Source organism: Plantactinospora sp. DSM 117369 (assembly GCF_053764795.1).
Genome location: NZ_CM132446.1, coordinates 3,978,573 through 4,002,903 on the forward strand (window position 1 = coordinate 3,978,573; position 24,331 = coordinate 4,002,903).

General features: G+C 71.6%; 27 protein-coding genes. 16 read left to right on the forward strand and 11 right to left on the reverse strand.

Translation table 11 applies throughout. The features are described 5' to 3' along the window. Nucleotides 1-6 precede the first annotated feature (6 nt). The 3 genes from ACSMXO_RS17270 (at nucleotide 7) to ACSMXO_RS17280 (ending at nucleotide 1,315) form a co-directional block, all read left to right on the forward strand. Nucleotides 7-348: an ArsR/SmtB family transcription factor gene (locus ACSMXO_RS17270; RefSeq protein ID WP_455418534.1), complete on the forward strand. Its 342-nt coding sequence runs from the start codon at nucleotides 7-9 to the stop codon at nucleotides 346-348. Beyond that, complete coding sequence (locus ACSMXO_RS17275) at nucleotides 345-839, forward strand: SRPBCC family protein (RefSeq protein ID WP_455418535.1); 495 nt, start codon at nucleotides 345-347, stop codon at nucleotides 837-839. Before ACSMXO_RS17270 ends, ACSMXO_RS17275 begins: the two co-directional genes overlap by 4 nt. Before the next feature lie 68 nt (nucleotides 840-907). Further along, nucleotides 908-1,315 carry a VOC family protein gene (locus ACSMXO_RS17280; protein ID WP_346256847.1) on the forward strand — a complete coding sequence of 136 codons (408 nt, stop codon included), beginning with the start codon at nucleotides 908-910 and terminating at the stop codon, nucleotides 1,313-1,315. A gap of 190 nt (nucleotides 1,316-1,505) precedes the next feature. Here the strand turns inward: ACSMXO_RS17280 and ACSMXO_RS17285 are convergent, their stop codons facing one another. From ACSMXO_RS17285 to ACSMXO_RS17295, 3 genes are read right to left on the reverse strand one after another with little or no spacing between them, the layout of a single operon-like run. Beyond that, nucleotides 1,506-3,077 carry an ABC transporter permease gene (locus tag ACSMXO_RS17285; protein WP_346256848.1) on the reverse strand — a complete coding sequence of 524 codons (1,572 nt, stop codon included), beginning with the start codon at nucleotides 3,075-3,077 and terminating at the stop codon, nucleotides 1,506-1,508. A gap of 50 nt (nucleotides 3,078-3,127) precedes the next feature. Next, complete coding sequence (locus ACSMXO_RS17290) at nucleotides 3,128-4,051, reverse strand: ABC transporter ATP-binding protein (RefSeq protein ID WP_346256849.1); 924 nt, start codon at nucleotides 4,049-4,051, stop codon at nucleotides 3,128-3,130. Continuing rightward, a complete protein-coding gene (locus tag ACSMXO_RS17295) occupies nucleotides 4,044-4,736 on the reverse strand; it encodes a TetR/AcrR family transcriptional regulator (RefSeq protein WP_346256850.1) in 693 nt (230 codons plus the stop codon). The genes ACSMXO_RS17290 and ACSMXO_RS17295 overlap by 8 nt, the downstream gene beginning before the upstream one ends. 361 nt (nucleotides 4,737-5,097) lie before the next feature. Here ACSMXO_RS17295 and ACSMXO_RS17300 point away from each other — a divergent pair, with 361 nt between their 5' ends. The 4 genes from ACSMXO_RS17300 (at nucleotide 5,098) to ACSMXO_RS17315 (ending at nucleotide 7,877) form a co-directional block, all read left to right on the forward strand. Continuing rightward, nucleotides 5,098-5,340, forward strand: coding sequence for a hypothetical protein (locus ACSMXO_RS17300; RefSeq protein ID WP_455418536.1), 243 nt, complete (start codon nucleotides 5,098-5,100; stop codon nucleotides 5,338-5,340). Next, nucleotides 5,337-5,930: an IS607 family transposase gene (locus tag ACSMXO_RS17305; protein WP_455418537.1), complete on the forward strand. Its 594-nt coding sequence runs from the start codon at nucleotides 5,337-5,339 to the stop codon at nucleotides 5,928-5,930. The genes ACSMXO_RS17300 and ACSMXO_RS17305 overlap by 4 nt, the downstream gene beginning before the upstream one ends. Continuing rightward, nucleotides 5,927-7,306, forward strand: a complete 1,380-nt coding sequence (gene tnpB / locus ACSMXO_RS17310) for an IS607 family element RNA-guided endonuclease TnpB (protein WP_455418538.1) — start codon at nucleotides 5,927-5,929, stop codon at nucleotides 7,304-7,306. Before ACSMXO_RS17305 ends, tnpB begins: the two co-directional genes overlap by 4 nt. A 118-nt stretch (nucleotides 7,307-7,424) precedes the next feature. After that, nucleotides 7,425-7,877 (forward strand): hypothetical protein, encoded by a 453-nt coding sequence (locus tag ACSMXO_RS17315; protein ID WP_455418539.1) that lies wholly within the window; start codon nucleotides 7,425-7,427, stop codon nucleotides 7,875-7,877. A 113-nt stretch (nucleotides 7,878-7,990) separates the two neighbouring features. Here the strand turns inward: ACSMXO_RS17315 and ACSMXO_RS17320 are convergent, their stop codons facing one another. From ACSMXO_RS17320 to ACSMXO_RS17335, 4 genes are all read right to left on the reverse strand, one after another. Then, the gene (locus ACSMXO_RS17320; protein WP_455418540.1) at nucleotides 7,991-9,364 is read right to left on the reverse strand and encodes a TrpB-like pyridoxal phosphate-dependent enzyme; all 1,374 of its coding nucleotides are present in this window, start codon (nucleotides 9,362-9,364) and stop codon (nucleotides 7,991-7,993) included. A 151-nt stretch (nucleotides 9,365-9,515) separates the two neighbouring features. After that, on the reverse strand, nucleotides 9,516-12,389 hold the full coding sequence (locus ACSMXO_RS17325) for an AfsR/SARP family transcriptional regulator (RefSeq protein ID WP_455418541.1): 2,874 nt from the start codon (nucleotides 12,387-12,389) through the stop codon (nucleotides 9,516-9,518). Nucleotides 12,390-13,007: 618 nt separating this feature from the next. Next, nucleotides 13,008-13,883: an AfsR/SARP family transcriptional regulator gene (locus ACSMXO_RS17330; protein WP_455418542.1), complete on the reverse strand. Its 876-nt coding sequence runs from the start codon at nucleotides 13,881-13,883 to the stop codon at nucleotides 13,008-13,010. Nucleotides 13,884-14,019: 136 nt separating this feature from the next. Beyond that, nucleotides 14,020-15,357 carry an asparaginase gene (locus ACSMXO_RS17335; protein ID WP_455418543.1) on the reverse strand — a complete coding sequence of 446 codons (1,338 nt, stop codon included), beginning with the start codon at nucleotides 15,355-15,357 and terminating at the stop codon, nucleotides 14,020-14,022. 217 nt (nucleotides 15,358-15,574) lie between these two features. On the opposite strand from ACSMXO_RS17335, the gene ACSMXO_RS17340 reads away from it, so the two are divergent. The 5 genes from ACSMXO_RS17340 to ACSMXO_RS17360 all read left to right on the forward strand — a co-directional run bounded on the left by ACSMXO_RS17340 (nucleotide 15,575) and on the right by ACSMXO_RS17360 (nucleotide 19,558). After that, nucleotides 15,575-16,147 (forward strand): RNA polymerase sigma factor, encoded by a 573-nt coding sequence (locus ACSMXO_RS17340; RefSeq protein WP_455418544.1) that lies wholly within the window; start codon nucleotides 15,575-15,577, stop codon nucleotides 16,145-16,147. Next, nucleotides 16,144-17,049, forward strand: a complete 906-nt coding sequence (locus ACSMXO_RS17345; protein WP_455418545.1) for a zf-HC2 domain-containing protein — start codon at nucleotides 16,144-16,146, stop codon at nucleotides 17,047-17,049. Before ACSMXO_RS17340 ends, ACSMXO_RS17345 begins: the two co-directional genes overlap by 4 nt. Before the next feature lie 75 nt (nucleotides 17,050-17,124). Then, nucleotides 17,125-17,850 (forward strand): hypothetical protein, encoded by a 726-nt coding sequence (locus ACSMXO_RS17350; RefSeq protein ID WP_346260184.1) that lies wholly within the window; start codon nucleotides 17,125-17,127, stop codon nucleotides 17,848-17,850. After that, complete coding sequence (locus ACSMXO_RS17355) at nucleotides 17,847-18,647, forward strand: ABC transporter permease (RefSeq protein WP_455418546.1); 801 nt, start codon at nucleotides 17,847-17,849, stop codon at nucleotides 18,645-18,647. The genes ACSMXO_RS17350 and ACSMXO_RS17355 overlap by 4 nt, the downstream gene beginning before the upstream one ends. Before the next feature lie 26 nt (nucleotides 18,648-18,673). Further along, nucleotides 18,674-19,558 carry an ABC transporter ATP-binding protein gene (locus ACSMXO_RS17360; RefSeq protein ID WP_455418547.1) on the forward strand — a complete coding sequence of 295 codons (885 nt, stop codon included), beginning with the start codon at nucleotides 18,674-18,676 and terminating at the stop codon, nucleotides 19,556-19,558. A 27-nt stretch (nucleotides 19,559-19,585) separates the two neighbouring features. Here ACSMXO_RS17360 and ACSMXO_RS17365 read toward each other — a convergent pair whose 3' ends face one another. Next, nucleotides 19,586-20,119, reverse strand: a complete 534-nt coding sequence (locus tag ACSMXO_RS17365; protein WP_346260187.1) for an NUDIX hydrolase — start codon at nucleotides 20,117-20,119, stop codon at nucleotides 19,586-19,588. Beyond that, nucleotides 20,116-21,435, reverse strand: coding sequence for a helix-turn-helix domain-containing protein (locus ACSMXO_RS17370; RefSeq protein WP_455418548.1), 1,320 nt, complete (start codon nucleotides 21,433-21,435; stop codon nucleotides 20,116-20,118). Before ACSMXO_RS17370 ends, ACSMXO_RS17365 begins: the two co-directional genes overlap by 4 nt. Before the next feature lie 399 nt (nucleotides 21,436-21,834). Between ACSMXO_RS17370 and ACSMXO_RS17375 the strand changes: the two genes are divergently transcribed. From ACSMXO_RS17375 to ACSMXO_RS17385, 3 genes are read left to right on the forward strand one after another with little or no spacing between them, the layout of a single operon-like run. Further along, entirely contained in the window at nucleotides 21,835-22,089 is a 255-nt protein-coding gene (locus tag ACSMXO_RS17375; protein ID WP_455418549.1) for a DivIVA domain-containing protein, read from the forward strand. Beyond that, on the forward strand, nucleotides 22,086-22,346 hold the full coding sequence (locus ACSMXO_RS17380) for a hypothetical protein (protein ID WP_455418550.1): 261 nt from the start codon (nucleotides 22,086-22,088) through the stop codon (nucleotides 22,344-22,346). The genes ACSMXO_RS17375 and ACSMXO_RS17380 overlap by 4 nt, the downstream gene beginning before the upstream one ends. Before the next feature lie 38 nt (nucleotides 22,347-22,384). Further along, complete coding sequence (locus ACSMXO_RS17385; protein ID WP_455418551.1) at nucleotides 22,385-22,774, forward strand: Imm1 family immunity protein; 390 nt, start codon at nucleotides 22,385-22,387, stop codon at nucleotides 22,772-22,774. Here the strand turns inward: ACSMXO_RS17385 and ACSMXO_RS17390 are convergent. Continuing rightward, a complete protein-coding gene (locus tag ACSMXO_RS17390) occupies nucleotides 22,771-22,938 on the reverse strand; it encodes a hypothetical protein (RefSeq protein WP_455418552.1) in 168 nt (55 codons plus the stop codon). The two genes, ACSMXO_RS17385 and ACSMXO_RS17390, sit on opposite strands and share 4 nt — an antisense overlap. 25 nt (nucleotides 22,939-22,963) lie before the next feature. Then, nucleotides 22,964-23,410: a hypothetical protein gene (locus ACSMXO_RS17395; protein WP_455418553.1), complete on the reverse strand. Its 447-nt coding sequence runs from the start codon at nucleotides 23,408-23,410 to the stop codon at nucleotides 22,964-22,966. A 286-nt stretch (nucleotides 23,411-23,696) separates the two neighbouring features. Between ACSMXO_RS17395 and ACSMXO_RS17400 the strand changes: the two genes are divergently transcribed. Further along, the gene (locus ACSMXO_RS17400) at nucleotides 23,697-24,224 is read left to right on the forward strand and encodes a hypothetical protein (protein ID WP_455418554.1); all 528 of its coding nucleotides are present in this window, start codon (nucleotides 23,697-23,699) and stop codon (nucleotides 24,222-24,224) included. Nucleotides 24,225-24,331: the final 107 nt, after the last annotated feature.

Genomic DNA, 24,331 nt, shown 5'->3' on the forward strand with positions numbered 1-24,331 from the left:
CGAAAGATGAGTGCGGACCTGCTCGACGCGACCTTCGCGGCCCTGTCCGACCCGACCCGGCGGGCGATCCTCGCCCGGCTGGCCACCGGCGAGGCCAGCGTCACCGAGCTGGCCGCGCCGTTCGCGATGAGCCAACCCGCCGTCTCCAAGCACCTCAAGGTGCTGGAGCGCGCCGGGCTCGTCTCCCGGGGCCGGGACGCGCAACGCCGGCCGTGCCGGTTGGAGGCCCGGCCACTCAAAGCCGCCCTGGACTGGCTGGAGAACTACCGCGACTACTGGGCCGAGAGCTACCAGCGGCTCGACGGCCTGCTCGCCGAACTCCAGGCCGAGGGCGGCGAGGGGCGGTGACCAGCGGCGACCGGGAGCTGACCGTGACCGCCCCGACCGACCGGGAGATCGTGCTCAGCCGCGCCTTCGACGCCCCGGCCGGGCTGGTCTTCGACGCGCTGACCCGTCCCGACCTGCTCCGCCGCTGGTTCGGCGCGCGGGGCTGGCAGCTCGTCGACTGCCAGGTGGACCTGCGGGTCGGCGGCGCGTGGCGGTTTGTCTCCCGGGGCCCGGGCGGCGAGGAGATGGCGCACGGCGGGATCTACCAGGTGGTCGAGCCGGCCCGGCGGCTGGTCTACACCGAGCGGTACGACGACCAGTCGTACCCGGGCGACACCCTGATCAGCCATCGGCTCGCCGAACGGGCCGGAGTGACCACCCTGACCAGCACGATCCGCTACGCCACGCCCGAAGGCCGGGACCGGGTGCTCCGCTATCCGATGCGGCGCGGCGTGACCGAGGGCTACCGCCGGCTCGACGACCTGCTCGCGGAGCGGACCGCGGCCCGCTGACCGCGAGGACCGCCGGTCCCCGGCACCGGCCGGACACCGATGTCGACACACACAGAGAGGCAGTCACCGTGAACTGGACCCTGGAAGTGGTGATCGTCCCCGTCTCCGACGTGGACCGGGCCAAGACCTTCTACGCCGACCAGCTCGGCTTCCACGTCGACCACGACACCCGGCCCGGCGACGGGGTGCGCATCGTCCAGCTCACCCCGCCGGGCTCGGGCTGCTCGATCGTGATCGGCACCGGCGCCGTGCCGGACATGCCGCCCGGCTCGCTGCGCGGGCTGCAACTCGTCGTCGCCGACCTGGCCAAGGCGCGCGCCCAGCTCGTCGAGCGGGGCGTCGAGGTGAGCGAGATCCAGGTCCTCGGCGAGAATCCGGGGCCCGTCGACAACCCGCTGGACAACGTCGGATTCGTCTTCTTCAGCGATCCGGACGGCAACGGCTGGGCCGTGCAGCAGATCTCCTCCCGGGCTTAGCGACCAAAGATCGTCAGCCGCAATGCGAGCGTACGCGTGCGTGACGGCACACGCTTCTCTGGCGCGAGTCGGCGCTCGGGCGCGCCGCCTGATCGGTCGCTCCGGGTCCCTGACTGGCGATGGCCTCCTCGAAGGAGGGGGCCACCGCCAGCGGGGTTTGTCGCAGGCAGGCTGCGTACCCGAGTAGGTCTTACCCGAGTAGGTCGCGGCGCCGTACCCCGGCGAGCCCGATCCCGACGAGTACTGCCGCGATCAGGGTGAGGGTGGCCAAGGTTAGCGGGCTCGGAGGCCCGTGGAAGGGCAGCACGTGGGCGAACGGGGAGAACGTCGTGAACGTCCATTCGGGCCAGCCCAGATGCTGCCCGAGTTCCACGAGTAGGACGGCGATCAGCGCGCCCCAGCCCACCACGGCGGCACCGCGGTGCAGCAGCCCGAAGCTGGCGACGGTGATGCCGACCATCACCCACACGGCGGGGATCAGGCTCAGGGTGGTGGTGACCATACTGCCGAGTTCGCCGCTGCCCAGCCCGAAGCACAGTCCGAGGATCAGTTGGAGTACGGCGGGGATTGCCAGGGCGATCAGCAGGTGGCTGAGGGCCCAGCGGGTCCGGTCCACGGGAGCGGACAGCAGCGTTTCGGCGTGCCCGACGTTCTCCTCCTGGCCGAGGCGTAGCACTGTCATGATCGCGTAGATGGTGATGGGGAAGCCCATGGCGAAGGCGATGTAGGCGAAGAACGCGTCGCCCGGGTTCGAGGTGCCCATCGCGTCGGCCCATTCCCGCATCCGTGCGCTGCCGGCGTACTCCTCCATCGCATCTGCTCCCACGAACCCCGTGGGCAGTGCGATGGCGATGGCGGCGACCGTCCACACCAGTGCCATCGAGCGGTGCAACCGCCAGGCCAGGCCGAACGGTCCGCTCAGGCTCCTGGCGGCTCTGGCCGGCCCGGGACGTGTTGCCAACAGTCCGGCGCCCAGATCTCTGCGCGCCGAGAGCGCGTAGGCGATCCTGACGAGCGCCACCACCAGCGCGACGACGAGAAGGAACGTCCACCAGCGCTCGTCCGCAAACGGCCGGCTACGTTGCAACCAAGCGTTGGGCACCAACCATCCGAGCCGCCGGACGGCATCGTCGCCCATGTCGAACGCGCCCCGGAGGAAGTGCATCCCCATGAACAGCGCGAACGCGCTCGCCCCCGCCGCGCGGGAACTCTCGGTCAACTGGGCGACCACGGCGGCCAGGGCGGCCGCGAGCCAGACCGCACCCGCGACGACCAGGCCGAACGCGATCGAGCCGGCGTCGGGCAGGCCGGCACCGCGGAGGCCCGCGGCCGACAGCACACCGAGGATCGCGCCCGCTCCGAGTACCACGATCAGCGCCGCGGTGAGCTGCGCGTGACGGCCGACAGCGGCCGAGCCGACGAGTTCCCTGCGGCCGGACTGCTCCTCGCCACGGGTGTGCCGAACCAGGAAGACCGCGGCACCGAGTGCGGCGACGACCGTGGCGCCACCGATGGTCTCCTGCGCGACCAGCGCGGCGGCGGTGTCGTCGTACGCCGGACCCTGGAACAACTTGAACATGGGGACTTCCGCCATGACGTCCCGGTAGCGCTCCTCGCGGGCAGCCGCGTCAGGATAGATCGATTCCATCGAACTCGCCCGGCTGGTCACCAGGCCCAGGGTCAGCGCCATCCAGACGGGCAGCCACACCCGGTCGCGGCGCAGGATCAGCCGGATCAGGACAGGAGTTCCCGCCGTGGCCATTCTCGGGGAGCGGGCCGGACGGTTCGCACGACGGGGGACGAGGGCCACGCTCATCGGACCCCCGTCCTCTCCTGCTCGTCACTGGTCTCTGCCGTGTCCTGGTAGTGGCGTATGAACAGCTCTTCCAGGGTCGGCGGCTGGATGGCGATGTCGCGCAGTCCGAGCGAACCGAGATGTGCGACGACGGTGCCGATGTGTTCCCGGTCGACCTCGCACCGCACCCGATGATCCTCGATCCGCAGCTCGTGGAGGCCCGGCAGAGTGGCCAGGCCCGTCGGCGGACCCGTGACGTCGGCGGTGACCGACGAGCGGGTCAGGTGCCTCAGCTCGGCGAGTGTTCCGGCCTCGACGATCCGGCCGTCCCGGATGATGCTCACCCGGTCGCACAGCGCCTCCACCTCCGAGAGGATGTGGCTGGAGAGCAGCACCGTTCGGCCGCGGCGGCGTTCCTCCTCGACGCACTCGCGGAACACCGCCTCCATCAGCGGGTCGAGGCCGGACGTCGGCTCGTCCAGCAGCAGCAGTTCCACGTCGGAGGCGAGCGCCGCGATCAGCGCGACCTTCTGCCGGTTGCCCTTGGAGTAGGTACGCGCCCTCTTCCTGGGGTCCAGCCGGAACCGCTCGATCAGCTCGTCACGGCGTCGCTGCTCGGCACAGCCGCGCAGGCGCCCCATCAGATCGATCACCTCGCCGCCGCTCAGGCTCGGCCAGAGGGTGACATCGCCGGGTACGTACGCGAGCCTGCGATGCAGGTCGACCGCGTCCTGCCAGGGGTCCTTCCCCAACAGTCGAGCCGTGCCGGCGTCAGCCTGGAGGAACCCGAGCAGGATGCGCAGGGTGGTGGTCTTGCCGGCGCCGTTCGGGCCGAGGAACCCGTGCACCTCTCCCGTGCTGACGTTCAGGTCCACGCCTTGCAGCGCCCGCGATCGCCCGAAGCTCTTCACCAGACCGGCGATCCTGATCGCCTCACTCATCGGCGTCTCCGTTCGTGGGAAGAGAGTTGTGCGGCTGCTTGACGACCGCGTCCCGGATGCCCTCGCCCACGCTGGAGCTGGCGAATTCCCCCACGCTGGCGTAGATGTCGAGCATCGCCGTGGCGACGCGGCTGGAGTTCTCGGGGCTGAGCACGTTCGCACCCATGCGCTGGGACAGGTGGTCGTGCAGGACGATGGTCGACAGGTGCATCGCCGCCATCACCGTCGCGGCATCGCGCACCCTGCTCGATCCCGGTGGAAAGCGGTCGGGCCAGAGTCTGCTCAGGAAGTCCTCCGAGACCGAAGCGCCGGTCGCGAAGAGGGCCGACGCGGCGGGCGTCCTCTCGACCATGGCTCGCGCGATGTAGCGAAGGATCAGCGGGCTTCTGGCGAACAACTCGCCCATGAAGTCGGCGTTGGTGATCTCGCCGCTGATCACGCCGAACTTGTCGAGTCCGTCGAACGCCCCCAGCACGTACTCGTCACAGACCCGTTGCAGGTCGTCCTTGGAGCCGAAATGGTGCTGCAGCAAGCCAGGTGACACGCCTGCGGCCTCCGCGATGCTCTTGATCGTCGCGGCCCTGAACCCTCGCTCGGCAAACTGCGTCAGCGCCGCGTCCCGGATCCGTGCGCGAGCGGTCAGATCCTCCGGTGGCCGGTCGCCCCAACCAGAAACTGGACTCATGACCAGGATGCTATACGTTCATATTGGAAAGTGGAAGATCGTATGGCGTCGCCGTCGGCCGCGCTCCACGTCACCAGCCCATTGACCTCCGGGCACGACTCCCGCCAGCACTGGATGCCCGGTCAGACGTCGGGCGGCGGCGATGTTGGCGACGCCGGCAGTCCGGGGCCGCGTTCGGACATACTCACCACAGCCAGCTTGAACAGCGGCCCACCGCCCTCACCACGCGCCATTGGGGATAGCCGGCCACACCTCGGATGTCGGTACGCCCGCGTAGCATCCGCTGCCGTGACCGCCGTCCAGACGTACCGGTATCTCGGCCCCTCCGCGCTCCGACCCGATGGTCTAGCCCTACAGACCAGTGGCGGGCCGGTGGCCCAACCCCCGGTTCTTCTCCGGGTTCCTGACCACGCCCCGGGCGGCCGCCGCCGGCCTGCTCGCGGTGGCCGAGGTCGCCCGCAGCCGCTACTACCGGCCGGCCGACCCGGCCAGCCTCGACCCGGTGGTGACGGGCAGTCGCGACCGGCTGCGCTTCGAGTCCTTCTCCGGCTGCTGCGGGGTTCGGGCAGTTGCCGCTGTAGTAAGTGATAGAATGCAATGGTGAACTTGAAAGAGTGGGCGAAGCGGGAAGGAGTCCACCCGGTCACGGCGTATCGCTGGTTCCGGGAGGGCAAGCTGCCCGTGCCCGCTCGACGAGTCGGCGGCCTGATCCTGGTAGAGCAGCACGCCGAGGCGTCGTCACCAGAAACCACAGTGGTGTACGGCCGCGTGTCGTGTGCCGATCAGAAGGCCGACTTGGATCGACAGGTCGCCCGGGTAACCGCATGGGCGACTGGGCGGAACCTCGTTGTGTCCCGAGTCGTTACCGAGGTCGGGTCCGCGCTCAACGGACGCCGCAAGAAGTTCCTGGCGTTGCTGCGTGACCCGACCGTCACGACGATCGTGGTCGAACACCGGGACCGGTTCGCCCGTTTCGGCGGCGAGTACGTCGAAGCCGCGCTGGCCGCCCAAGGCAGGCGGCTTCTGGTGGTCGACCCGGCCGAGGTGGACGACCCGGCCGGGGTGGACGACGACCTTGTGCGTGACATGACCGAGATCCTGACGTCGCTGTGCGCTCGTCTGTATGGACGGCGCTGTGCTGCGGACCGAGCCCGCCGCGCCGTCGAAGCGGCCACCGAGGGCGACCCGGCATGAAGACGATTCAGGCGTACCGGTTCGCCTTGGACCTCACCCCGACCCAAGAGCGTGCGGTACTCGCGCACGCCGGGGCGGCACGGTTGGCGTACAACTGGGCGTTGGCTCGGGTGAAGGCGGTCATGGACCAGCGCGCGGCGCAGCGTACCTACGGTGTGCCGGATGGTCAGCTCACCCCGGCGGTCGGGTGGTCGTTGCCCGCGTTGCGCCGGGAGTGGAACGCCGCGAAGGGTGGTGTGGCGCCGTGGTGGCGGGAGTGTTCGAAGGAGGCATTCAACACCGGCCTGGACGCGCTCGCCCGCGCGTTGAAGAACTGGGCCGACTCCCGCGCCGGTAAACGTGCTGGCCGTCCGGTCGGGTTTCCTCGGTTCAAGTTCCGACGCCGCACCACACCGTCCGTGCGGTTCACCACCGGCACGATCCGGGTCGAGCCCGACCGCATGCACGTGACGCTACCCAGGCTGGGCCGATTGAAGCTGCACGAGTCCGCTCGGAAACTCGCACGCCGCCTCGACGCCGGCACCGCCCGGATCATGTCCGCGACCGTCCGGCGCGACGGTGGCCGCTGGCACGTCTCGTTCACCGTCGAGGTCGAACGCGCCGACCAGGTACCGGCCAAGCCCACGTCTGTGGTCGGCGTGGACGTCGGCGTCACGCACCTTGCGGTGTTGTCCACCGGTGAACTGGTGGACAACCCGCGCCACCTCGTTGCCTCGCAGGCCCGGCTAGATGCCTGGGGAAGAGCGCTGTCGCGTAAGAGCGGCCCCGACCGGCGTACCGGACGCCGCCCATCGAAGCGGTGGGAACGGGCGTCCGCGCGGCTTGGTCGTGCGCACGCCCGGGTCGCTCAGCTGCGCCGCGACGGCCTGCACAAGCTCACCACCCGGCTCACTCGTGAGCACGGCACGGTCGTGGTCGAAGACCTCAACGTGGCCGGGATGCTGCGTAACCGGCGGCTGGCCCGGCATATCGCTGACGCCGGATTCGCCGAGATCCGCCGTCAACTCGCTTACAAGACCTCATGGAACGGTGGCCGACTGATCGTGGCCGACCGTTGGTATCCGTCCTCGAAGACCTGCTCGGGCTGCGGCGCGGTGAAAGCCAAGCTGGCCCTGTCCGAGCGTGAGTACGACTGTGAGGCGTGTGGGCTGGTCCTGGACCGGGACCTCAACGCCGCACGCAACCTGGCCGCTGTTGCGGCCGAGTTCGACACCGCCGGGAGTGGCCCGGTGGCAGCACGTGGAGCCGACCGTAAGACCCGTGCACGCGGGCTGGCGGCTGTGAAGCGTGAACCCGGCACGGCGTCCGCCGGTCAGACCGGGACCGTCCCACCGCAAGGCGGGACTACTAATCACGTGCTCACTAAAGTGCACTGAAAGGTAACGGCTGGTCGCCGCGTACGCGCCGAACGACATCGCCGGCACCGCCGACCAGGACCTCCGGGGCGGTGCCGAGATACTGCCGCTGCTCGCCGAGAGCACCGGGGACGGCGGGATGGCGCTCGACCTGGCCCTGGCGTACGGGCTCGGCGCCCGGCACCGGGCCGACCGGGTCGCCGCGGTCGACGCCCTGCTGGCGCTCGCCGCCGCAGGTGAGTTGGATGCCGCCTCCGTGGGTCGGCAACTCGGGGAGCTGGCGTCGGGCGGGATGGTGACCCTGACCCGGACGGTCGAGCCGCTCCGGGATCTGGCCCTGGCCGGTGCCCGACTCAGCACCTGGCGGCTGCTCGCCGCCGCCCTGCCGGCCCTGCTGACCGCGCCGAAGCCGCGCTCCGGCGTATCCGACCTGCTGACCCTGGCGGCGGAGACGGCGACCGCCACCGGCGTCCCGATCGCCGTCCCCGGGCTGGCCGAGGTGGCCGCCCGCCGGGGGTCGAGCCGGCTGTCGACCGAGGCCCGCCGCCTCGTCGCCGCGCTCGACCACCCGGCCGCCGCGGTGACCGGATAGCGCCGCCGCCGCTGAACCTTTGGCAACCCCCCATGCGGTCCGTCGTGCCGCAGGTGGAGGTCCCGGCGCCCGCGCCGCGCGGTTCAGGGTGACATAGGTTCACCGGGTGCCGACTACGCCGGGCCGGCGGGTACCGGCGGCAGCCCGGCGGTCGCGGCCCGTAGCTGCGACTCGGAGAGTTCGTGGTCGGCGAGGTCGCCGGCGAGGTAGGCGCCGTAGGCGGCGAGGTCCAGGTGCCCGTGCCCGCACAACGCGGTCAGGATCACCTTCTCCTCGCCGGTCTCCTTGCACCGCAACGCCTCCTCGATGCAGGCGGCCAGCGCGTGGGTGGGTTCGGGGGCCGGCACGATCCCTTCGGTACGCGCGAACCGCACGCCCGCCTCGAAGCACTCCCGTTGGCCCTTTGCCACCGCCTCGATCAACCCCAGCTCGTAGACGTGCGAGATCAGCGGTGACATCCCGTGGTAGCGCAGCCCGCCGGCGTGGATCGGGTCGGGGATGAAATCGTGTCCGAGAGTGTGCATCTTCATCAGCGGGGTCATCCCGGCGGTGTCGCCGAAGTCGTACGCGTAGACGCCCCGGGTCAACGACGGACAGCTCGCCGGCTCGACGGCCCGGATGGTCACCTCCAGCCGGCCGGCCAGCTTCTCCCGGAGGAACGGGAACGCGAGCCCGCCGAAGTTGGAGCCGCCGCCGGTGCAGCCGACGATCAGGTCCGGCGTCAACCCGACCTTGCCGAACTGGGCGAGCGCCTCCTCGCCGATCACCGTCTGGTGCAGCAGTACGTGGTTGAGCACGCTGCCCAACGCGTAGTTGGTGTCCGGGCTGCCGGCGGCCACCTCGACCGCCTCGGAGATCGCGATGCCCAGCGAGCCGGGTGAGTCGGGCTGCTTGGCCAGCACGGCCCGGCCGGCCGCGGTGAGCTCGGACGGCGACGGGTGGATGACTCCGCCGAACGTCTCGATCATGATCTTCCGGTACGGCTTCTGGTCGTACGAGGCGCGCACCTGCCACACCTCGCAGTCCAGGCCGTACTGCGAGCAGGCGAAGGCGAGCGCGGTTCCCCACTGGCCGGCACCGGTCTCGGTGGTCAGCCGGCGGACTCCCGCCACCGCGTTGTAGTACGCCTGCGGCACCGCCGTGTTCGGCTTGTGCGACCCGGCCGGCGACACGCCCTCGTACTTGTAGAAGATCTTGGCCGGGGTGCCGAGCGCCCGCTCCAGCCGGTGCGCCCGGTACAACGGGGACGGCCGCCAGAGCCGGTAGACGTCCAGTACGTCTTCGGGAATGTCCACGTAGCGCTCGGCGGTGACCTCCTGCTCGATCAGCGCCGTCGGGAAGAGCGGCGCCAGGTCGTCCGGGCCGACCGGCGCCAGCGTGCCCGGGTGCAGCACCGGCGGCGGCGCGGCGGGCAGGTCGGCCACGACGTTGTACCAGCGACGTGGCATCTCCGACTCGTCCAGCAGAATCTTGCTCGGCTCACCCATGGGCACGAATTGAACCGGCCCGAGGCGGTGATGTCCACGGTTGTCGTGCCGTCCCGGCAGTGTCGGGCGGGTCGCCGGCGACCGCCGGGATCCGGCCGACGAGGCCTCGCCGGACCTGCGGCCGATCCCGCCGGCCCACCGTGCCCGGGTGTCAGAGCCGGGCCGGGCCGTACGGGACCTGGCCGGTGCCGAGCCGTCGCAGCCGGGTGCGCACCCGGTCGGCGTCCGGGTGGTGGAGGTCGTCGAAGATCTCCACGGCCTCCCGCCAGGTGTGGCGGGCAATCTCCACTCCACCGTCGGAATACCGCGCATCGCCGAGCCGGACGAGCGTGTCGGCGGTGGCGGGGCGGTTGCCGAGGCTGCGGAACAGCTCCAGGGCCCGGCGGTAGCAGGCGATCGCCTCGGTGAGCTGGCCGAGGTGCCGGTGGGCGTACCCGAGGCTGTTCCAGGTGTGCGCCTCGGCGGGCCGGTCGCCCTGCTCCTGCTGCTCCGCCAGGGCCAGATAGCAGGAGGTGAGGGCGGACTCGTACTCGCCGAGCTGGGCCCGGCACCACCCCACCGAGCTGAGCGCCCGGGCCTGCCCGATCCGGTGTCCCGCCGCCCGGAACAGCTCCAGCGCCTGCTCGGCGTGCCGCAGCGAGTCGCGGTACCGGGACTGCTGCTCGGCGACCAGGGCCAGGTTGTGCTGCACCTGTGCCTGGCCGACGGGGTCGTCCAGCTCCGCGAAGAGCGCGAGGGCCTGCCGCAGGTGTGAGTGACTGTCGTCGTGCCGGCCGAGCCGCAGGTAGGCGATCCCGAGGTAGCGCAGCGCGTACGCCTGGTCGGGCCGGTCGCCGAGCCGGCGCACCGCGGCCAGCGCGCCCTCCAGTACGGCCACCAGGTCGGGCCAGTGGCCGTGCTCGTCGAGGAAGGGTGCGAACGTCCAGGCGAGGGTCCAGGCGTGCGGGAAGTCCACCGGGGAGTTCTCGCCGAGCAGGGCGAGCAGTACCGGTTGCTCGGTGCCGAACCAGGCTCGCGCCTGTTCGGGGCTCTGGAACGTCTCGACGGTCACCCCCGGCTCGGCCGGGGCGGCGCCGATCTCGTCTCGGTGCGGGTGGGTCAGTCGGGCGGCGGCGTACGCGGTGTGCAGGTAGTGGTCGAGCAGCCGGCGTACGGCCTGCTGCCGCCCCGGCTGGGTCTCCCGGTCGCGCGCCAGCTCGCCGGCGTAGGCACGGAGCAGGTCGTGGCAGCCGTACCGGCCGGGGGAGCGTTCGACCAGCAGACTCGCCCGGGCCAGCTCGGCCAGGGCCGGGCGCGCCTGCCCGAGCGGCACCCCGAGCAGGCTGGCCGCGGCGGCGACACCGATCTCCGGCCCCGGGTGCAGCCCGAAGAGCTGGAACAGGCGCGCCGCTCCCGCCGAGAGGGTGTGGTAGGAGCCGGCGAAGACGGCCCGCACGTCCGTACCCGGATCACCGTCGCCGAACCCGTCGAGCCGGCCGTCGGGCCGGCGCAGTTCCTCGGCCAGGGCCCGAAGTGGAAACCCGGGACGGGTGGCGCTCCGGGCGGCCACCAGGGCAAGCGCCAGCGGCAGCCGGGAGCAGCGGGAAATGATCTCGTCGACCGAGTCCGGCTCGGCGGCTACCCGGTCCGCTCCGATCCGCCGGGCCAGCAGGTGCCGGGCCTCGGCGACCGGCGGCAGGTCGAGGGCGAGCGGCTCGGCGCCCACCGCGGCCACCAGACCGGACAACCAGTTGCGGCTGGTCACGATGACCCCGCAGCCGGGGGAGCCGGGCAGCAGCGGCTGGACCTGTGCGGTGTCGCCGGCGTTGTCCAGCAGTACCAGCATCCGCCGGCCGGCGACCAGGCTGCGGTACAGCGCCGCCTGCTCGGCCAGGTCCGCCGGTACGTGCTGCGGTGGAACCCCGAGCGCGCCCAGGAAACTGCGGATCGCCTGGTCCGGCCGTGGTGGGGCCGATCCGGCCGGATCGAAGCCGCGCAGGTTGACGTACAACTGGCCGTCGGGGAAGCGTGCGGCCCGGAGGTGCGCCCACCGCACCGCCAGGGCGGTCTTGCCGACCCCTGCGGTTCCGGAGATCACCGCGACCGGAGGCCCCGGCGGCGAGTCGCCGGTCGGCAACAGGATGGCGTCGAGCCGGTCGAGTTCGGCGGTCCGGCCGACGAAGACCGGCAGGTTGAGCGGCAGTTGCGCCGGCACCACCGGCTGGGCCGCCGGGACGTCGGGATGCGTCCCGGACTGGTCGTCGGCCGGCGGCTCCGCCTGGTCGTCGTCGCCGTGCTCACGGTCCAGCACCGGATCGCCCCGCAGGATGGCCCGGGCCAGTTCGCTGAGCTGGGCCCCCGGGTCCAGGCCCAGCTCGTCCGCGAGCCGCCGCCGGGTCCGGTGGTACGTCTGGAGCGCGTCCTGGCGCCGCCCGGTGCGGTACAGCGCGACCATCAGGTGACCGGCGAGGGTCTCGTCCGACGGGTCGCGTTCGACCAGCTCGGTCAGCTCGCTGAGCAACTCCTCGTGAGCGCCGAGCGCCAGGTCCGTCTCGATCCGCAGCAGCATCGCCGAGCCGCGCAGCCGCTCCAGTCCGGCGCAGACCCGCTCCCGCAGCGGTTCCGGGGCGTCGGCCAGCGGTGTACCGCGCCAGAGGCCGAGCGCCTCGCGGAGCAGGTCGGCCCGGCCGACCCCGGTCAACGAACGCGCCCGCTCGACCAGCCGGGTGAACCGGTGCGCGTCCACCGCCTCGGCGTCAATCTCGATCGCGTACCCGTCGCCGCGCCGGACCAGTGCCTCGCCGCTGCCGTCTCCGGGGGCGTTGAGCGCGGTGCGCAGCCGGGAGACGTACGTGCTCAGCACGGCCGGAGCGGTGTCGGGCGGGTCACCGTCCCAGAGCAGGTCGACCAGGCGGTGGATCGGCACCGGGCGGCCCGCCTCCAGGAGCAGCAGCCCGAGCAGGCAGCGTTCCCGGCGCCGACCCACGGCCACCGGCGCCCCGCGGTGTTCGGCCCGCACCGGACCGAGGATCCGAAAATTCATCATTGTGCTCAACAATCCCTGTGTATCAGACAGAAGCGTCTGGTGTATGTCGGCCATCTAGGGCCCACAGGGTCGACAACTGGTGGGGTCCGTTGGTTGCGGGCACGCCCGAACTACTTCCCGGACGGACGGCGTCGCTGGCCGCACCGCATGCGTGGGGCGGCCGGCGGGCTTCCGCACCCGACCGGGGCTGATTCCTGGTCCTCGCCGTATCCTTCGGTCCGGCGCGGTGCCGGTGGCAGCGGGACCGGGCCGACGGGTTGACGCGCACCCTCGGGAGGCGAGCTGGCGGCCACCGGGCGGGGTGTGGCGCCTCCGGCAGAGCTGCGCCAGGCCGGTCGGATGTCGGGCCACGCCGTGGGAGTCGGCCCGGGTCGGGCCGATCAGCCGCCGACCGTTGAACCTTTCAGCCTGAACCGCGTGCTCACGCACCGCGTCCGACCGTGTGGTCCGCCGGGCGCGAGGGGAGGTGGGGGGACTGCACCCGCACCGGCGGCAGGTACCCGCGCTGCGACGGCCGGGCAGGGCGGCCAACCTGATCGCTGTCGGCGAGGTGGCCGCGCACGTGCTCCGGTTCGGCGTTCGGCCTTCGGGCCGGCGTCCGTGCTGCGGTCCCGGCGGTCAGCCGGGCCGGACGGGCTGTTCGGGCCGGTGGCAGTGTGCGCAGTGCCGGTCGTCCGCCAGCACCGACGGCAGCCACTGCGGTGCCGAGCCGAGCCGGGGATCACGGTTGAGGATGGCCCGGTGCAGGGCGATCAGCTCCGGTCCGGGCTCCACGCCCAGTTGCTCGCGCAGGGCCTCGCGAGCGCGTCCGTACGCGGCCAGCGCCGGTGCCACGTCACCGCGCCGGTACAGCGCCACCATGAGCTGCGCCCACAGCGTCTCCCGGGTGGGATAGGCCAGGGTCAGCCGGCGCAGGTCGCTGACGAGTTCCTCGCTGCCGCCGAGGCCGAGACGTGCCCGCAGATGGCATTCGATCGCTAGCTGCCGCGACTCGTCGAGAGCGCTGAGCCGGGCGGCCAGGGCCGGGCTGCGGGGTACGTCGCTGGCGGCGTCACCGCGCCACAGCGCCAGCGCCGCCGCCAACTGCGTCGCGGCCCGGGCCGGGTCACCAGCGGTGAGCGCCGTACGCCCCAGCCGTAGCCGTTCGGCGAACACCTGTAGATCCAGCTCCTCCGGGCCGACCCGGAGCAGGTAACCGCCGCTGGTGGTGGCCAGCCGGCTCCGGCCGGCCTCCGGCGAGCCGCCCAGCGAGGTACGGAGTCGGGTCGCGTAGGTGCGCAGGTTGGCGATGGCCGACACCGGCGGCGGACCCTCCCAGAGCAGTTCGATGAGGTGGTCGAGGGAGACCGGTCGGTTCGGCTCCAGCAGCAGGGCGGTGAGCAATGTTCGTGGCCGGACGCCGTTCACCCGTACCGGCCGGCCGTCCCGCCACACGCGGACGGGACCGAGTAGGGCGAAGCGCAGCCGAAGGCCGCCTGTGGGTGGCGGTGACATGCGGACCAGCCTGAGCCATTGGACTTTCCACCCACCTTCCGCCGGCCTTCCGGCCGTACCGCCGAGCCCCGGGATGACGGCGGGCCGGGCGGACTCCGGGCAACCGGTCGTCCGCCCGGCACCGCCGGTACCCCGGTCAGTCCTTCGGGCTGCCCTTGGGGGCGGTGTCCCACTCCGGGTTGCCCAGGGTGGTGACCCAGGTCCGTACCTTGGCCACGTCGGCCGGCGCGAAGGCGAGGCTCAGCATCAGCAGCAGTCGCGCCTTCTGCGGCAGCAGGTCGTCCCCGGCGATGATCGGCGAGGTGGTGCTGCCGCCGTAGACGGAGCCGGAGCCGGTCCGGGTGGTGCTGACGAAGACGACCCCCAACGCCCCAGCGGCGCTCCGGGCGCTGCTCTGCGCCGAGGAGATGCCGCCGGCGCCGGTGCCGGCGGTGACGATGCCCTTCACCCCGGCGTCCGCGAAGGCGGTGATCGCCTCCCCACCGGCCTGCTGGTAGCCGTAGACCACCTCGACCCGGGGCACCGCGGTGGGGGCGACCTTGGACAGGTCGAACGGGGTCAACCAGCGCTGCTTCGCGTCGCAGTCCTCGACCCGGGCCGGTGCCCGGCCGACCTTGATGTTCGGCCCGTCGACCCAGCCCAGTACGCCGAGTTCCCGGGACTGGAAGGTGTCCATCCGGTAGGAACTGGTCTTGGTGACGTCCCGGGCGGCGTGGAACTCGTCGCCGAGCAGCAGCACCGTGCCGTAGCAGTAGGTGGACTGGCTGGCCGCCAGCACGATCGAGTTGTACAGGTTGGCGGGACCGTCGGCGCCGATCACCTGCGGCCCGTCCGGGGTGACCGCCGCCCACGGTCGCATGGCGCCGGTGAGCACCACCGGCTTGCGGCTCTGCACGGTCAGGTCCAGCCAGTACGCGAACTCCTCCATGGTGTCGGTGCCGCTGGTCACCACCACCGCGTCGGACTTCCGCAGTGCCGCCTCGACGGCCAGGGTGAGGGCGTGGAACTCGGCGATGGTGTAGCCGCCGGAGCCCTTGTTGCCGAACTGCACCGTCGAGACGTCGGCGATCTGGCCGATCTCCGGCTGGAGCCGGGCCACCAGGTCGCTGATGGCGATCCGGCCGGACTGGTAGTCGGTGAAGCTGCTCCGGGAGGTGGCGACGCCGGAGATGGTGCCGCCGGTGCCGATCACGGTGACCCGGGGCTTCTTCGCCTTGGCCCCGGCCACCGCCTGGGCGTACGCGACGCTGCGGATCTCGGTCGGTCCGGTGACCCCGGAGACGGTGCCACTGATCGGGGGCAGCGCCACGGCCGCCGGTGCGGGGGAGCGGTTGACGACGGAGACGACCGTGGCGGTGAGTGCCGCGGTGAGGACCGGAACCAGTACGGCGGCCAGGCGCCGAGGTGTCGGCCGGAACCGACCCGGAAGGCTGGACAATGCGACCTCCAGTTGGGGGATGGGGGTAACGGGCATCGTGCGAGCTCCGGTTTTCCTCGGCGTTACAAGATCATTTCCCGTCGCCGCCTTTCGGAACGCGCCCGATCCATAGCCGCTATTCGATCTATTTTCGGAGTGGAAGCTGCCGGTTTGGCCGCCTTCGGGCCGAGGCTCGACCAGTCTGGCTGTGACGAGCGGCACAATCGCCTCCGGACAGTGAACCCGGGCGGTCCGGTGGGCTACCCAGGACGGGATGGATGACGTCGACCACGGGCTGCTGCACCGGGTGGCCGCCGGGGATCAGCGGGCTTTCGAGGAGCTGTACGCCCGGCACGGCCAGCCGCTGCTGGCGTACGCCGAGGGCCTGCTCGGCGACCGTGGCCGGGCCGAGGAGGCGCTCCAGGACACCTTCCTGGCCACCTGGCGGGGCGCCGGCTCGTTCGAGGGGCGGTCCACGGTGCGTACCTGGCTGTTCGGCATCTGCCGGCGGCAGGCACTGAGCCGGATGGCCGGACGCCGGCCGGCGCCGCTGCCGATGGAGGCCGCTGCCGAGGTGCCGGCCGGCGAGCCCGGTCCGGAGGCGGTGGCCCTGGCCCGGGCCGACGCCCGGGCGGTGGCCGCCGCCCTGGCCGAGCTGGCCCCGGCGCACCGGGAGGTGCTGGACCTGGCCTTCGGCGCCGGCCTTGCGCACGCCGAGATCGCCGAGGTGCTCGGCATTCCGGTCGGCACCGTGAAAAGCCGGCTGTTCCACGCCCGGGCCGGGCTGGCCCGGGCACTGCCCGAAGCGGCGGCGGTCGGGGTTTCCGGACGGGAGGCGGGACGATGACCCACCCGAGTGAGCTGCTGGCAAGGTTCGCCGCCGGCACCCTGTCGGCCGACCGGGCCGACCGGGTGGCTCGGCACGTCGCCGACTGCCCCGGCTGCGCCGCCGAACTGACCGCCTGGCGGCGGGTGGCCGGCGCCGTCGGTGACCGGGTCGCGGCGGTCGCCCCGCCGCCGCCCGGACTGCTCGGCGCCGTGCTGTCCCGGCTGGCGCCGTCCCGGGCCGCCGCACCGGTCGTACCCCGGTATGCGGCTCCGCTCGGCGGCGCCGCCGCGCGCCGGGCGGTGCGGATCCTGGCCGCCCAGCGACGCCTGGTCGACCGGCGGGTCTGGCCGGTCGCCGCCGTGGTGCTGGCGGCCGGCACCGCTCTCGCCGGCTGGGCGCCACCGGGACTGTCCGAGCAGGTCCTGGCCATCGTGGTACCCCTGGTCGCGGCGCTGGGCGTGGCCGGTGCCTGCGGCAGCGGCACGGACGAGGCCGGCGAGCTGGTCGCGGCGAGCCTGACCGGGGTACGCGCGGTGCTGCTGGCCCGGCTCACCCTGGTGCTCGGCGCGATCTTCGGTGCCGCCTCGGTCGCCTCCCTCGGGCTGGTCTGGTTCGACGCCGGTGCACCGGTGGGGCTCTTCGCCGCCTGGCTCGGGCCGATGGCGCTGCTCTCGGCGGTCAGCTTCACGCTGTCGGTGCTGTGGCGGCCGGCGGTCGGGATCGGGGTCGCGATGGGCCTCTGGGTGCTCCGGCTGCTCGCCGGCTCCAATGCCCTGGACGGGACGGTGGACCGGCTGGTCGAGGCGCTGTGGCGGACCAGCGGGCCGCTGCTGTTGCTGGCGGCGCTGCTGATGGCCGGCACGGTCGTACTCTTGCCGCGCTTGCCGGCCGGAGTCGGACGCCGCGCCTACGGCCGGTGACCGGCGCCGGATGTGGCCCGGGTCACCGGCCGTACCGGTGAACCCCAGCGGCTCGCCGGCCCACCCAGTTGTGTGATGGCCCAATATTCCTGGCATATTCCACTGCGGCGGGCCGGGTCCCGCCACCTGTGGCGGTACGAGGCGCGGCGCGCCGGCTGGGCGGCCGGCGTCGCGCCACCGGCGACGCTGCTGGTCGCGGTGGCGATGGCCCTGCTCGCCGGCAACGGCGGGGCCGGGCGGCGGCAGGTCGGCGACCTGCTGCTCACCGGAGTGGAAGCCCTGCTGCCGCTGGCGGTGGCGATGACCGCGGTGACCCTGGTGGCCCGGGACGGCTGCCGGGAGCTGCAACTCGCCCTCCCCACCCGGTACGCCCGCACCCTCGGCCGCCGGCTCGGGGTGCTGGCGCTGGCCGCCGCGCTCTCCGCGCTGGTCTACTCGGCCGGGCTCGGTCTCTCCGGCTGGTGGATCGGGCCGGACCCGCTCGCCTCGCCGCTGGTCTGGGCCCCACCGACGATCTGGCTCACCGCCCTGGCGGTGCTGCTGGCGGTACTCGCCCGCAGCGTCGTGATGGCCACCAGTGCGGTCGCCGGGCTGTGGCTGTGCGAGCAGGTCTTCGCGTCCCTGCTGGTCGGCCACGACTGGACCCGCCCGCTCTTCCTGTTCACCACCAGCCGGCTCGGGACCGGGGAGGGCTGGCTGACGAACCGGCTGGTGCTGACCCTCACCGGGTTGCTGCTCGCCGCCGCGGTCGCGCTGCTGCTGCGCCGGCCCCATCTGCTGTTGTCCGAGGAGGAGGAGTGAGCGGCATGTCGGAACTGCTCGCGGTCGGCCGGTACGAGTTCCGGATGCAGGCCCGCAAGCGGTCGCTGTGGCTGACGACGCTGGTCCTGGCGACGGTGATGGCGCTGTTCCAGGGTCCGCGCGGGCCCCGCTACCTGCCGGCGGACGCGACGGCACCGGAGGTGATGGCCGGCTGGGCGTTGATCTTCGGCATCGTGGTGCCGCTCGGCTTCGGCATGGTGCTGGCGGACCGGCTGGTCCGGGACCGCCGGCTCGGCACCGCCGCCCTGCTGGAGAGCCTGCCGGTCCGGCCGGGTCTGCTGCTGGCCGGGAAGTACCTCGGCGGGCTCGCCGCGACCGGGCTGCCGGCGCTGCTGGCGATGCTGGTCGCCGGTGGCTACGAGACCGTGCACCGGGGCGAGCCGCTGATGCTCGGCTGGGCGGTACTGGCGTTCGCCGTGGTCATGCTGCCCGGGTTCGCCTTCGTCGCCGGGTTCGCCCTGACCTGCCCGCTGGCCATCTCCGCGCCGCTGTTCCGGGTGCTCTTCGTCGGGTACTGGTTCTGGGGCAACATGCTCGCCCCCGACTTCCTGCCGTCGCTGACCGGCACGCTGGTCACGCCGATCGGTGACTATCCGGCGAGTTGGCTCTCGGGCGAGCTGGCGTTCTTTGCCGGCGCACCCGGCTGGCTCTCCTTCCTGCGCCCCGAACCCGGCGCCGGCAGCGCGCTGCTCAGCGTCGCCCTACTCGTCCTGCTCGGCCTGCTGCCCCTGCTGGTCGCGCACACCGTCCTGTCCCGCCGCCGGCACGCCGCCTGACGCGTCTTGAGAAAGGCTCACTTCGTATGGACATCCAGACCACCGGTCTGACCCGCCGGTTCGGCAGGGTCACCGCGCTGCACTCGGTCGACCTGGCCATCCCGGGCGGCATGTACGGGCTGCTCGGCGCGAACGGTGCCGGTAAGACCACGCTGATGCGGATTCTGGCCGGGGTGCTGCCGCCCAGCGGCGGGCAGGTGCGGGTCGGCGGTCACGACCTGTCCACCGGGGCCGGCCGCCTGGCGGTGCAGCGTCGGCTCGGCTACCTGCCGCAGGACCTCGGTCTCTATCCCGACCTGTCGCCACGGGAGTTCCTGGACTACGTCGGGCTGCTCAAGGGGCTCGACGACACCCGGGCCCGGCGGCGGCAGGTCGACGAGCTGCTGGAGCTGGTGGCGTTGACCGAGGTGGCTGGGCGGCGGATGAAGGGCTTCTCCGGTGGGATGCGGCGGCGGGTCGGTATCGCGCAGGCGTTGCTCGGTGATCCTGCGCTGATCGTGGTGGACGAGCCGACCGCCGGGCTGGACCCGGAGGAGCGGGTGCGGTTCCGGACCCTGCTGGCCGGGCTGGCCGGGAACCGTACGGTGTTGCTGAGTACGCACATCGTGGAGGACGTGGCGCAGACCTGCCAGCACGCCGCGGTGATGGCGGGCGGCCGGGTGGTGTACACGGGGATGGTCACCGACCTGGTCCGGATCGGCGAGGGCGCCACCTGGGAGGTGACCAGCTCCGGCCCGGCGCCGGCGACCGGGGTGGTGGTCTCGGCGATCAGCCGGACCGACGGTACCCACTACCGGGTGGTCAGCCCGACCCGGCCGAGCCCGGACGCGCTGCCGGTGGCACCGTCGCTTGAGGACGGTTACGTCGCCCTGATGCAGCGTTCTGCCAGGCTGCCACAGACAAGCAGGTAAGCACCGACCAGAACAGCGCCTCGATCATCAGATTGGCTGGTCGATCACTGGTGTATGTAGGTAGCGCGCTGTTCCGTCAACGGTGGCAGCCAGTGCCTGCTCAAGGCGTTTCCAAATGTATGGTCTGAGCATCGTTGCCGCTTGTGTCAACGAGTAGAAGCGGAACGCTCTGATCTCCGGATTTGCTGCACGGAGCGGATCGATCTGTCGGCTATCGAGGATGCCACCGTCGAAGACGAACATGAGGCTGTCGTCCCAGGGGCCGTGCGGTGCAACCCAGTCGACCACCAGCATCGGCCCGAGCGAGAGTTCGAGACCCAACTCCTCACGTAGTTCGCGCTCAGCGGCCTGGCGCGGCGGTTCGTTGTGTTCGGCCATGCCCCCGGGAAGGTCCCAGTCTGGCTTGTAGCTTGGGTCCACCAGTAGGATCTCGCCCCGGTCGTTCCGAATGAGAGCATCCGCGCCGACGCGCTTGCGAGCCTGCTTGGCGTTGCCTTCGGCGAGATACTCATGCCAAGCCGCGCGGTCGCGCTCGTAGAGCGGTCGTTCGTTGCTGGTCATAGTGGTCGATGGGCTGCTGGTGGCTCATGCAAGGCACCGGTGGCCCCGATCCAGTCCCGGTCGACCACCGCCTGGTCAAGCCGCTCGATCACTTCGGAAATCTCTCTCCATCCCTCGGAGTAGGACCGGAGCAGCAACGCGACATGCTTGAGTTGGTCAACGAGTACGGCTGAGCCGAGGCTTGTGGTGTACGCGAGTACCTCGCGGATCAGGGCACACGCCTCCTCCGGCCGTCGCTGACCGAGTAGCGCGGTAGCAAGCGTGAGTTCGGCGAAGGCACGGCTACGCACCCGACCAGGCTCACGGCCCGCGAGGGCCCGGTCCACCTGCCTGCCTACCTCAGCGAGGTCGCCTACTCGGAGAAAGCACCACGCTGTCTCGGAGGCGAGTGATGCCTCGTCGAATGGGCTGAGCCACTGCGAGTCGGAGACACACTTGCGCTGGAATGCGATCTCGGCAGCCGTGATTGCCGCGACCGCCTCGACCGGGCGTCCGCTTGCGGCCAACCCGCATGCGCGTACCGCATGCAGTCGAGCCTCAAGTGGGCCATGCGGAGGACCGCTCGAGAGATGTGCTAATCCTGCGTCGGCATGCGTCACCGCATCGCGCGCATTGCCGTGCTGGCGGGCGAAATGGCTGAGGCTCGCGCAGACCTGTGCGGCTAGCTGGGTATCGCCGCTGGCAGCAACGATGGCGCTGGCCTGGGACAGATGTCGATAGGCCGTCATCTTGGCGCCGCTCTCCAGCGCCATCCAGCCGGCCATCTCAGCGAGGCAGGCTACCGGTGCTGATGCCGAGGACGTCTGTGGGCTGGCATCACTCGATGGCGGTGCGCATGGGTACTGAGCGAGATGGGTCGCGACGGTTGCGTACAGATGGGCGCCGCCGAGCTGTCGATCAGCATGACGGAGCGCGTGCATGAAGGGGAGCGCGATGTCGTCAGCTCGGGGCCGCGCCTGTGGCTGTCCGGTGCTGGGCAGCGCGAACCACAGCATCTCGGCAGGCATGCCGAGGAGGAGCGCCCAGTCGACCAGCCGATCGAGGTCGCGTAACCCTGGCCCGTTCTCCAAGCGGCTGAGCTGAGTCTGCGTCTGGCTCATCCATCCGGCCACGAGATCCTGGGACAGCGGCCGTGGACCGTGGTGAGGATGGTGTCGGTATGCCCTGATCACATGGCCGATATGGCGCTCGGCAAAGGCGTCCCGTAGCTCTCTGGCCTGCCAGAACTCGGGCGGCAACGACGGCGGCGCGAAGAGGGAGCTGCTGGTCTGGCTGCTGCACCGCCTACATGATCCGGTGCGGTTGTCTTTCGCCAATCGGGCACCACACCTGCCGCAGGCTGGCGGGGATGTGCGGGACATGTCAGGACTCCCACGTGGGTTGCCAGTTGAGCGTCGGGCAGATGCTGACGAGGTTATCGAACCAATGCGCTTTGCGTATATATCCCACCAACGTTGCGTCATTCTGGCCAGGCCTAATCCCGTACACGATCCACCCACGGCCCGGGGCGGGTGCTGTGGCCAACGGTTTCCGCCATGCCGGCGTGGCGGGATGCCGACCCCGCCCGCCTCGGTGCCGATCCAGTCGACAGGTTCGAGCGACGTCGGGAGGGCACAGGTGTCTTGGTCTGCGGGAGCCGCCCGGAGGGCGGGGTGGGGTGGTGTTGCGGTTGGGGCGCTGGTGGGCGTACCCGATCAGGCTGGTGGTGGTCGGCGGTGAGCGCGGTGTATCCGAGGCTGACCTCGACGGAGATCCGGTCGGTCCGGTTCGGGCGGGGGCCGTGGCGGCGCGGGTTGGACCCGGACGAGGTGTACGGGTTCCTGGCCCGGTTGGCCGACGAGGTGGACCTGCTGCGGCGCGACGTCCGGGTGGCTCGCGCTGACGCGGACCGGGTCAAGGCGGCGTTGCGGAGCTGGCAGACGCGTAACGCCCGGCTGGCCGACAGCCGGTGGCGGGGTGGTCGGCGGTGACGGATCAACCGCTCGGGCGGCCGTCTGCGGCCGTCGAGGTCTCCGACGAGATGGCGGCGCACTTCCGGGACACGATGCTGGCTCACGCCAACGATCCCGACCTCGGGGTCTGCGTGCGGTGTGGGCGGAGCCGGTGCGACGAGTGGCGGTGGGCCTACGAGCGGCTGGTCCTGGCCGGCCGGCTCGCCGACCTGCCGAAATCCGCCAGGCCGGACGATGGTGGCGCGTCCTCGGGCGATGCGGGAGCCGCCGGGTGATGGTGGCGGTGGTGTGGGGGCCGGGCAGGTGGCGGGCGGTGAGCGATATCGCCCAGCTGGACACTCTGCTGGCCGGCCTGGCGGTCACCTCGCGCGGGCCGCACGTGGTCGGGCTGTATCCGCCGAGGTTCCTGGAGCCGGGTTCCCGGCTGGGCGCGCCGCCGGCCCTGCCGTCGTTGCAACTCGGGCTCGGGCATCCGGTGCGGGGGTTGCTCTACTGGGCCGGGCCGACCGGCAGTCTGGGCTACGAGCCGGAGTTGCCCCCGTGGCCGGCCGGGGTCGAAAGGATCGAGTTCGACTACGGCGGCGAACCGATCGCCTGCGGTCCGAAGCTGGCCAGCGTGACCCCGGGCGCAGTTCGCGACGCCGCCCTGGAGTACGCGACCACCGGCGCCCGCCCGACCAGGGTCCGCTGGCGCGACAGTTAGCCCGGCAGTGTCACTCGGGCACCCCCGCCCGCTCTGAACACGGCGGCGAGGCCGCAGCAGAGCGCGAGTCCGCCGGCGACGACGCCGATGCGCACCCAGGGTACGTCGTCGGCGCGCATCGCACCGATGGAGACGCTGGCGGCGAGGCTTACCGCGCTCAGCACGGAAGTCACGATCCGGACGGCGCGATCACCCGGAGAGCTGAGTGACCACCAGACGACCGTCCCGGTCAGCGAGGCAGCGAAGAAGAGCGCGGAGAAACCGATCAGGGGGATGGCGAGCCGCCACCGGTTCCAAGTGCTCACTGATCCTCTTCGGTGCCGTTGCCTGAGGTCGCCTCGTCGACGATATCCGCGTCTCCGAGGTCGCGTATCCGTTGGGGGCCTGGCGCTCGATGGCGTCCCGCTCGTCGGCGGGCAGCTCACGAAGCGTCTTGAGTGCTTGATCGAATGCCGGGCCGAGCGCCTGGCCGTGCCAGGAGTGGGCGGCTGCGGCACGCATGCCCGCGTCGCCGTTGAGCACGGCACGGGCGAAGGAGCCGACGGGGTCCTCAGCATTCCTTGTCGCGGCGAGCTTCGCGAGGACGGCGCGCGCCAGCGGCTGCTGGGCGAGCTCGTCACGGTACGGCTCGGTCATCTTGCTCCCTCATTAGCGGCAAATACACCTAGGTCACTGCCCGGTCACGGCATGTGGTCGAGGTGCGGCCGGCCACGTCTGATTCCACTGCGCGGATGCGCCGCTGGTCAGGTCCAGGGATCGTCGGCCGTAACCGACTCGGCATCCGGGTCCGTGGCCTGCTCGTCCCAGTTGGGCACCGTCGCTTGAGGACGGGTACGTCGCCCTGATGCGGCGCTGACCCAGGTGACGCCGTCCGGGCCGATATCCGAGGCGGCGACAGGGTCGCCGCCATAGGATCTGGGCCGTGCCCCAACTCGTGATCCTCACCGGCCCGATCGCGGCGGGCAAGAACACCGTCGCGGACAGGCTCACCGAACACCTGACCGGGCGTGGCCGCACCGTCGTGGTCGCCGACGTCGATGACGTCGCGGCGATGGTCGGCCCGCCCGGGGCGGGCCGGGCCGACCTGTGGTTCGCGGCCCACGAGGCACACGGTGCGCTCGTCGGCCAGTGGATGCGCTCGAACGTCGAGTATGTCGTCGCGGTCGGACCATTCCACACCGACCAGGAAAAGGCGGCGCTCACCCGCCCGCTCCCGGACGGTGCGGCCGTGCTCTGGGTCGTCATCGACGCTGCGGTATCCGTGACGTTCGCGCGCGCACAGGCCGATCCAGCACGGGGGCTGTCGCGCGAGCCGGGGTTCCACCACCGCGCACACCGCCGCTTCCGCGAGTGGCTGCCGACGATTCCCGCCGACCAGACCTTCGACTCGGAGAAGCTGGACGCAGAGCAGATCGCGTCCGCGATCGCGGAGACCCTGGGCGTTCGATAGCCGTACCCATTCCGAACCGCTCGGCAGCCTGCTCCGATGCTGCCCTACCGGCAGAAGGCCATCGACAAGGCCCATGCCCGGATCCGGTACGGTCAGGGTGGGCGAGG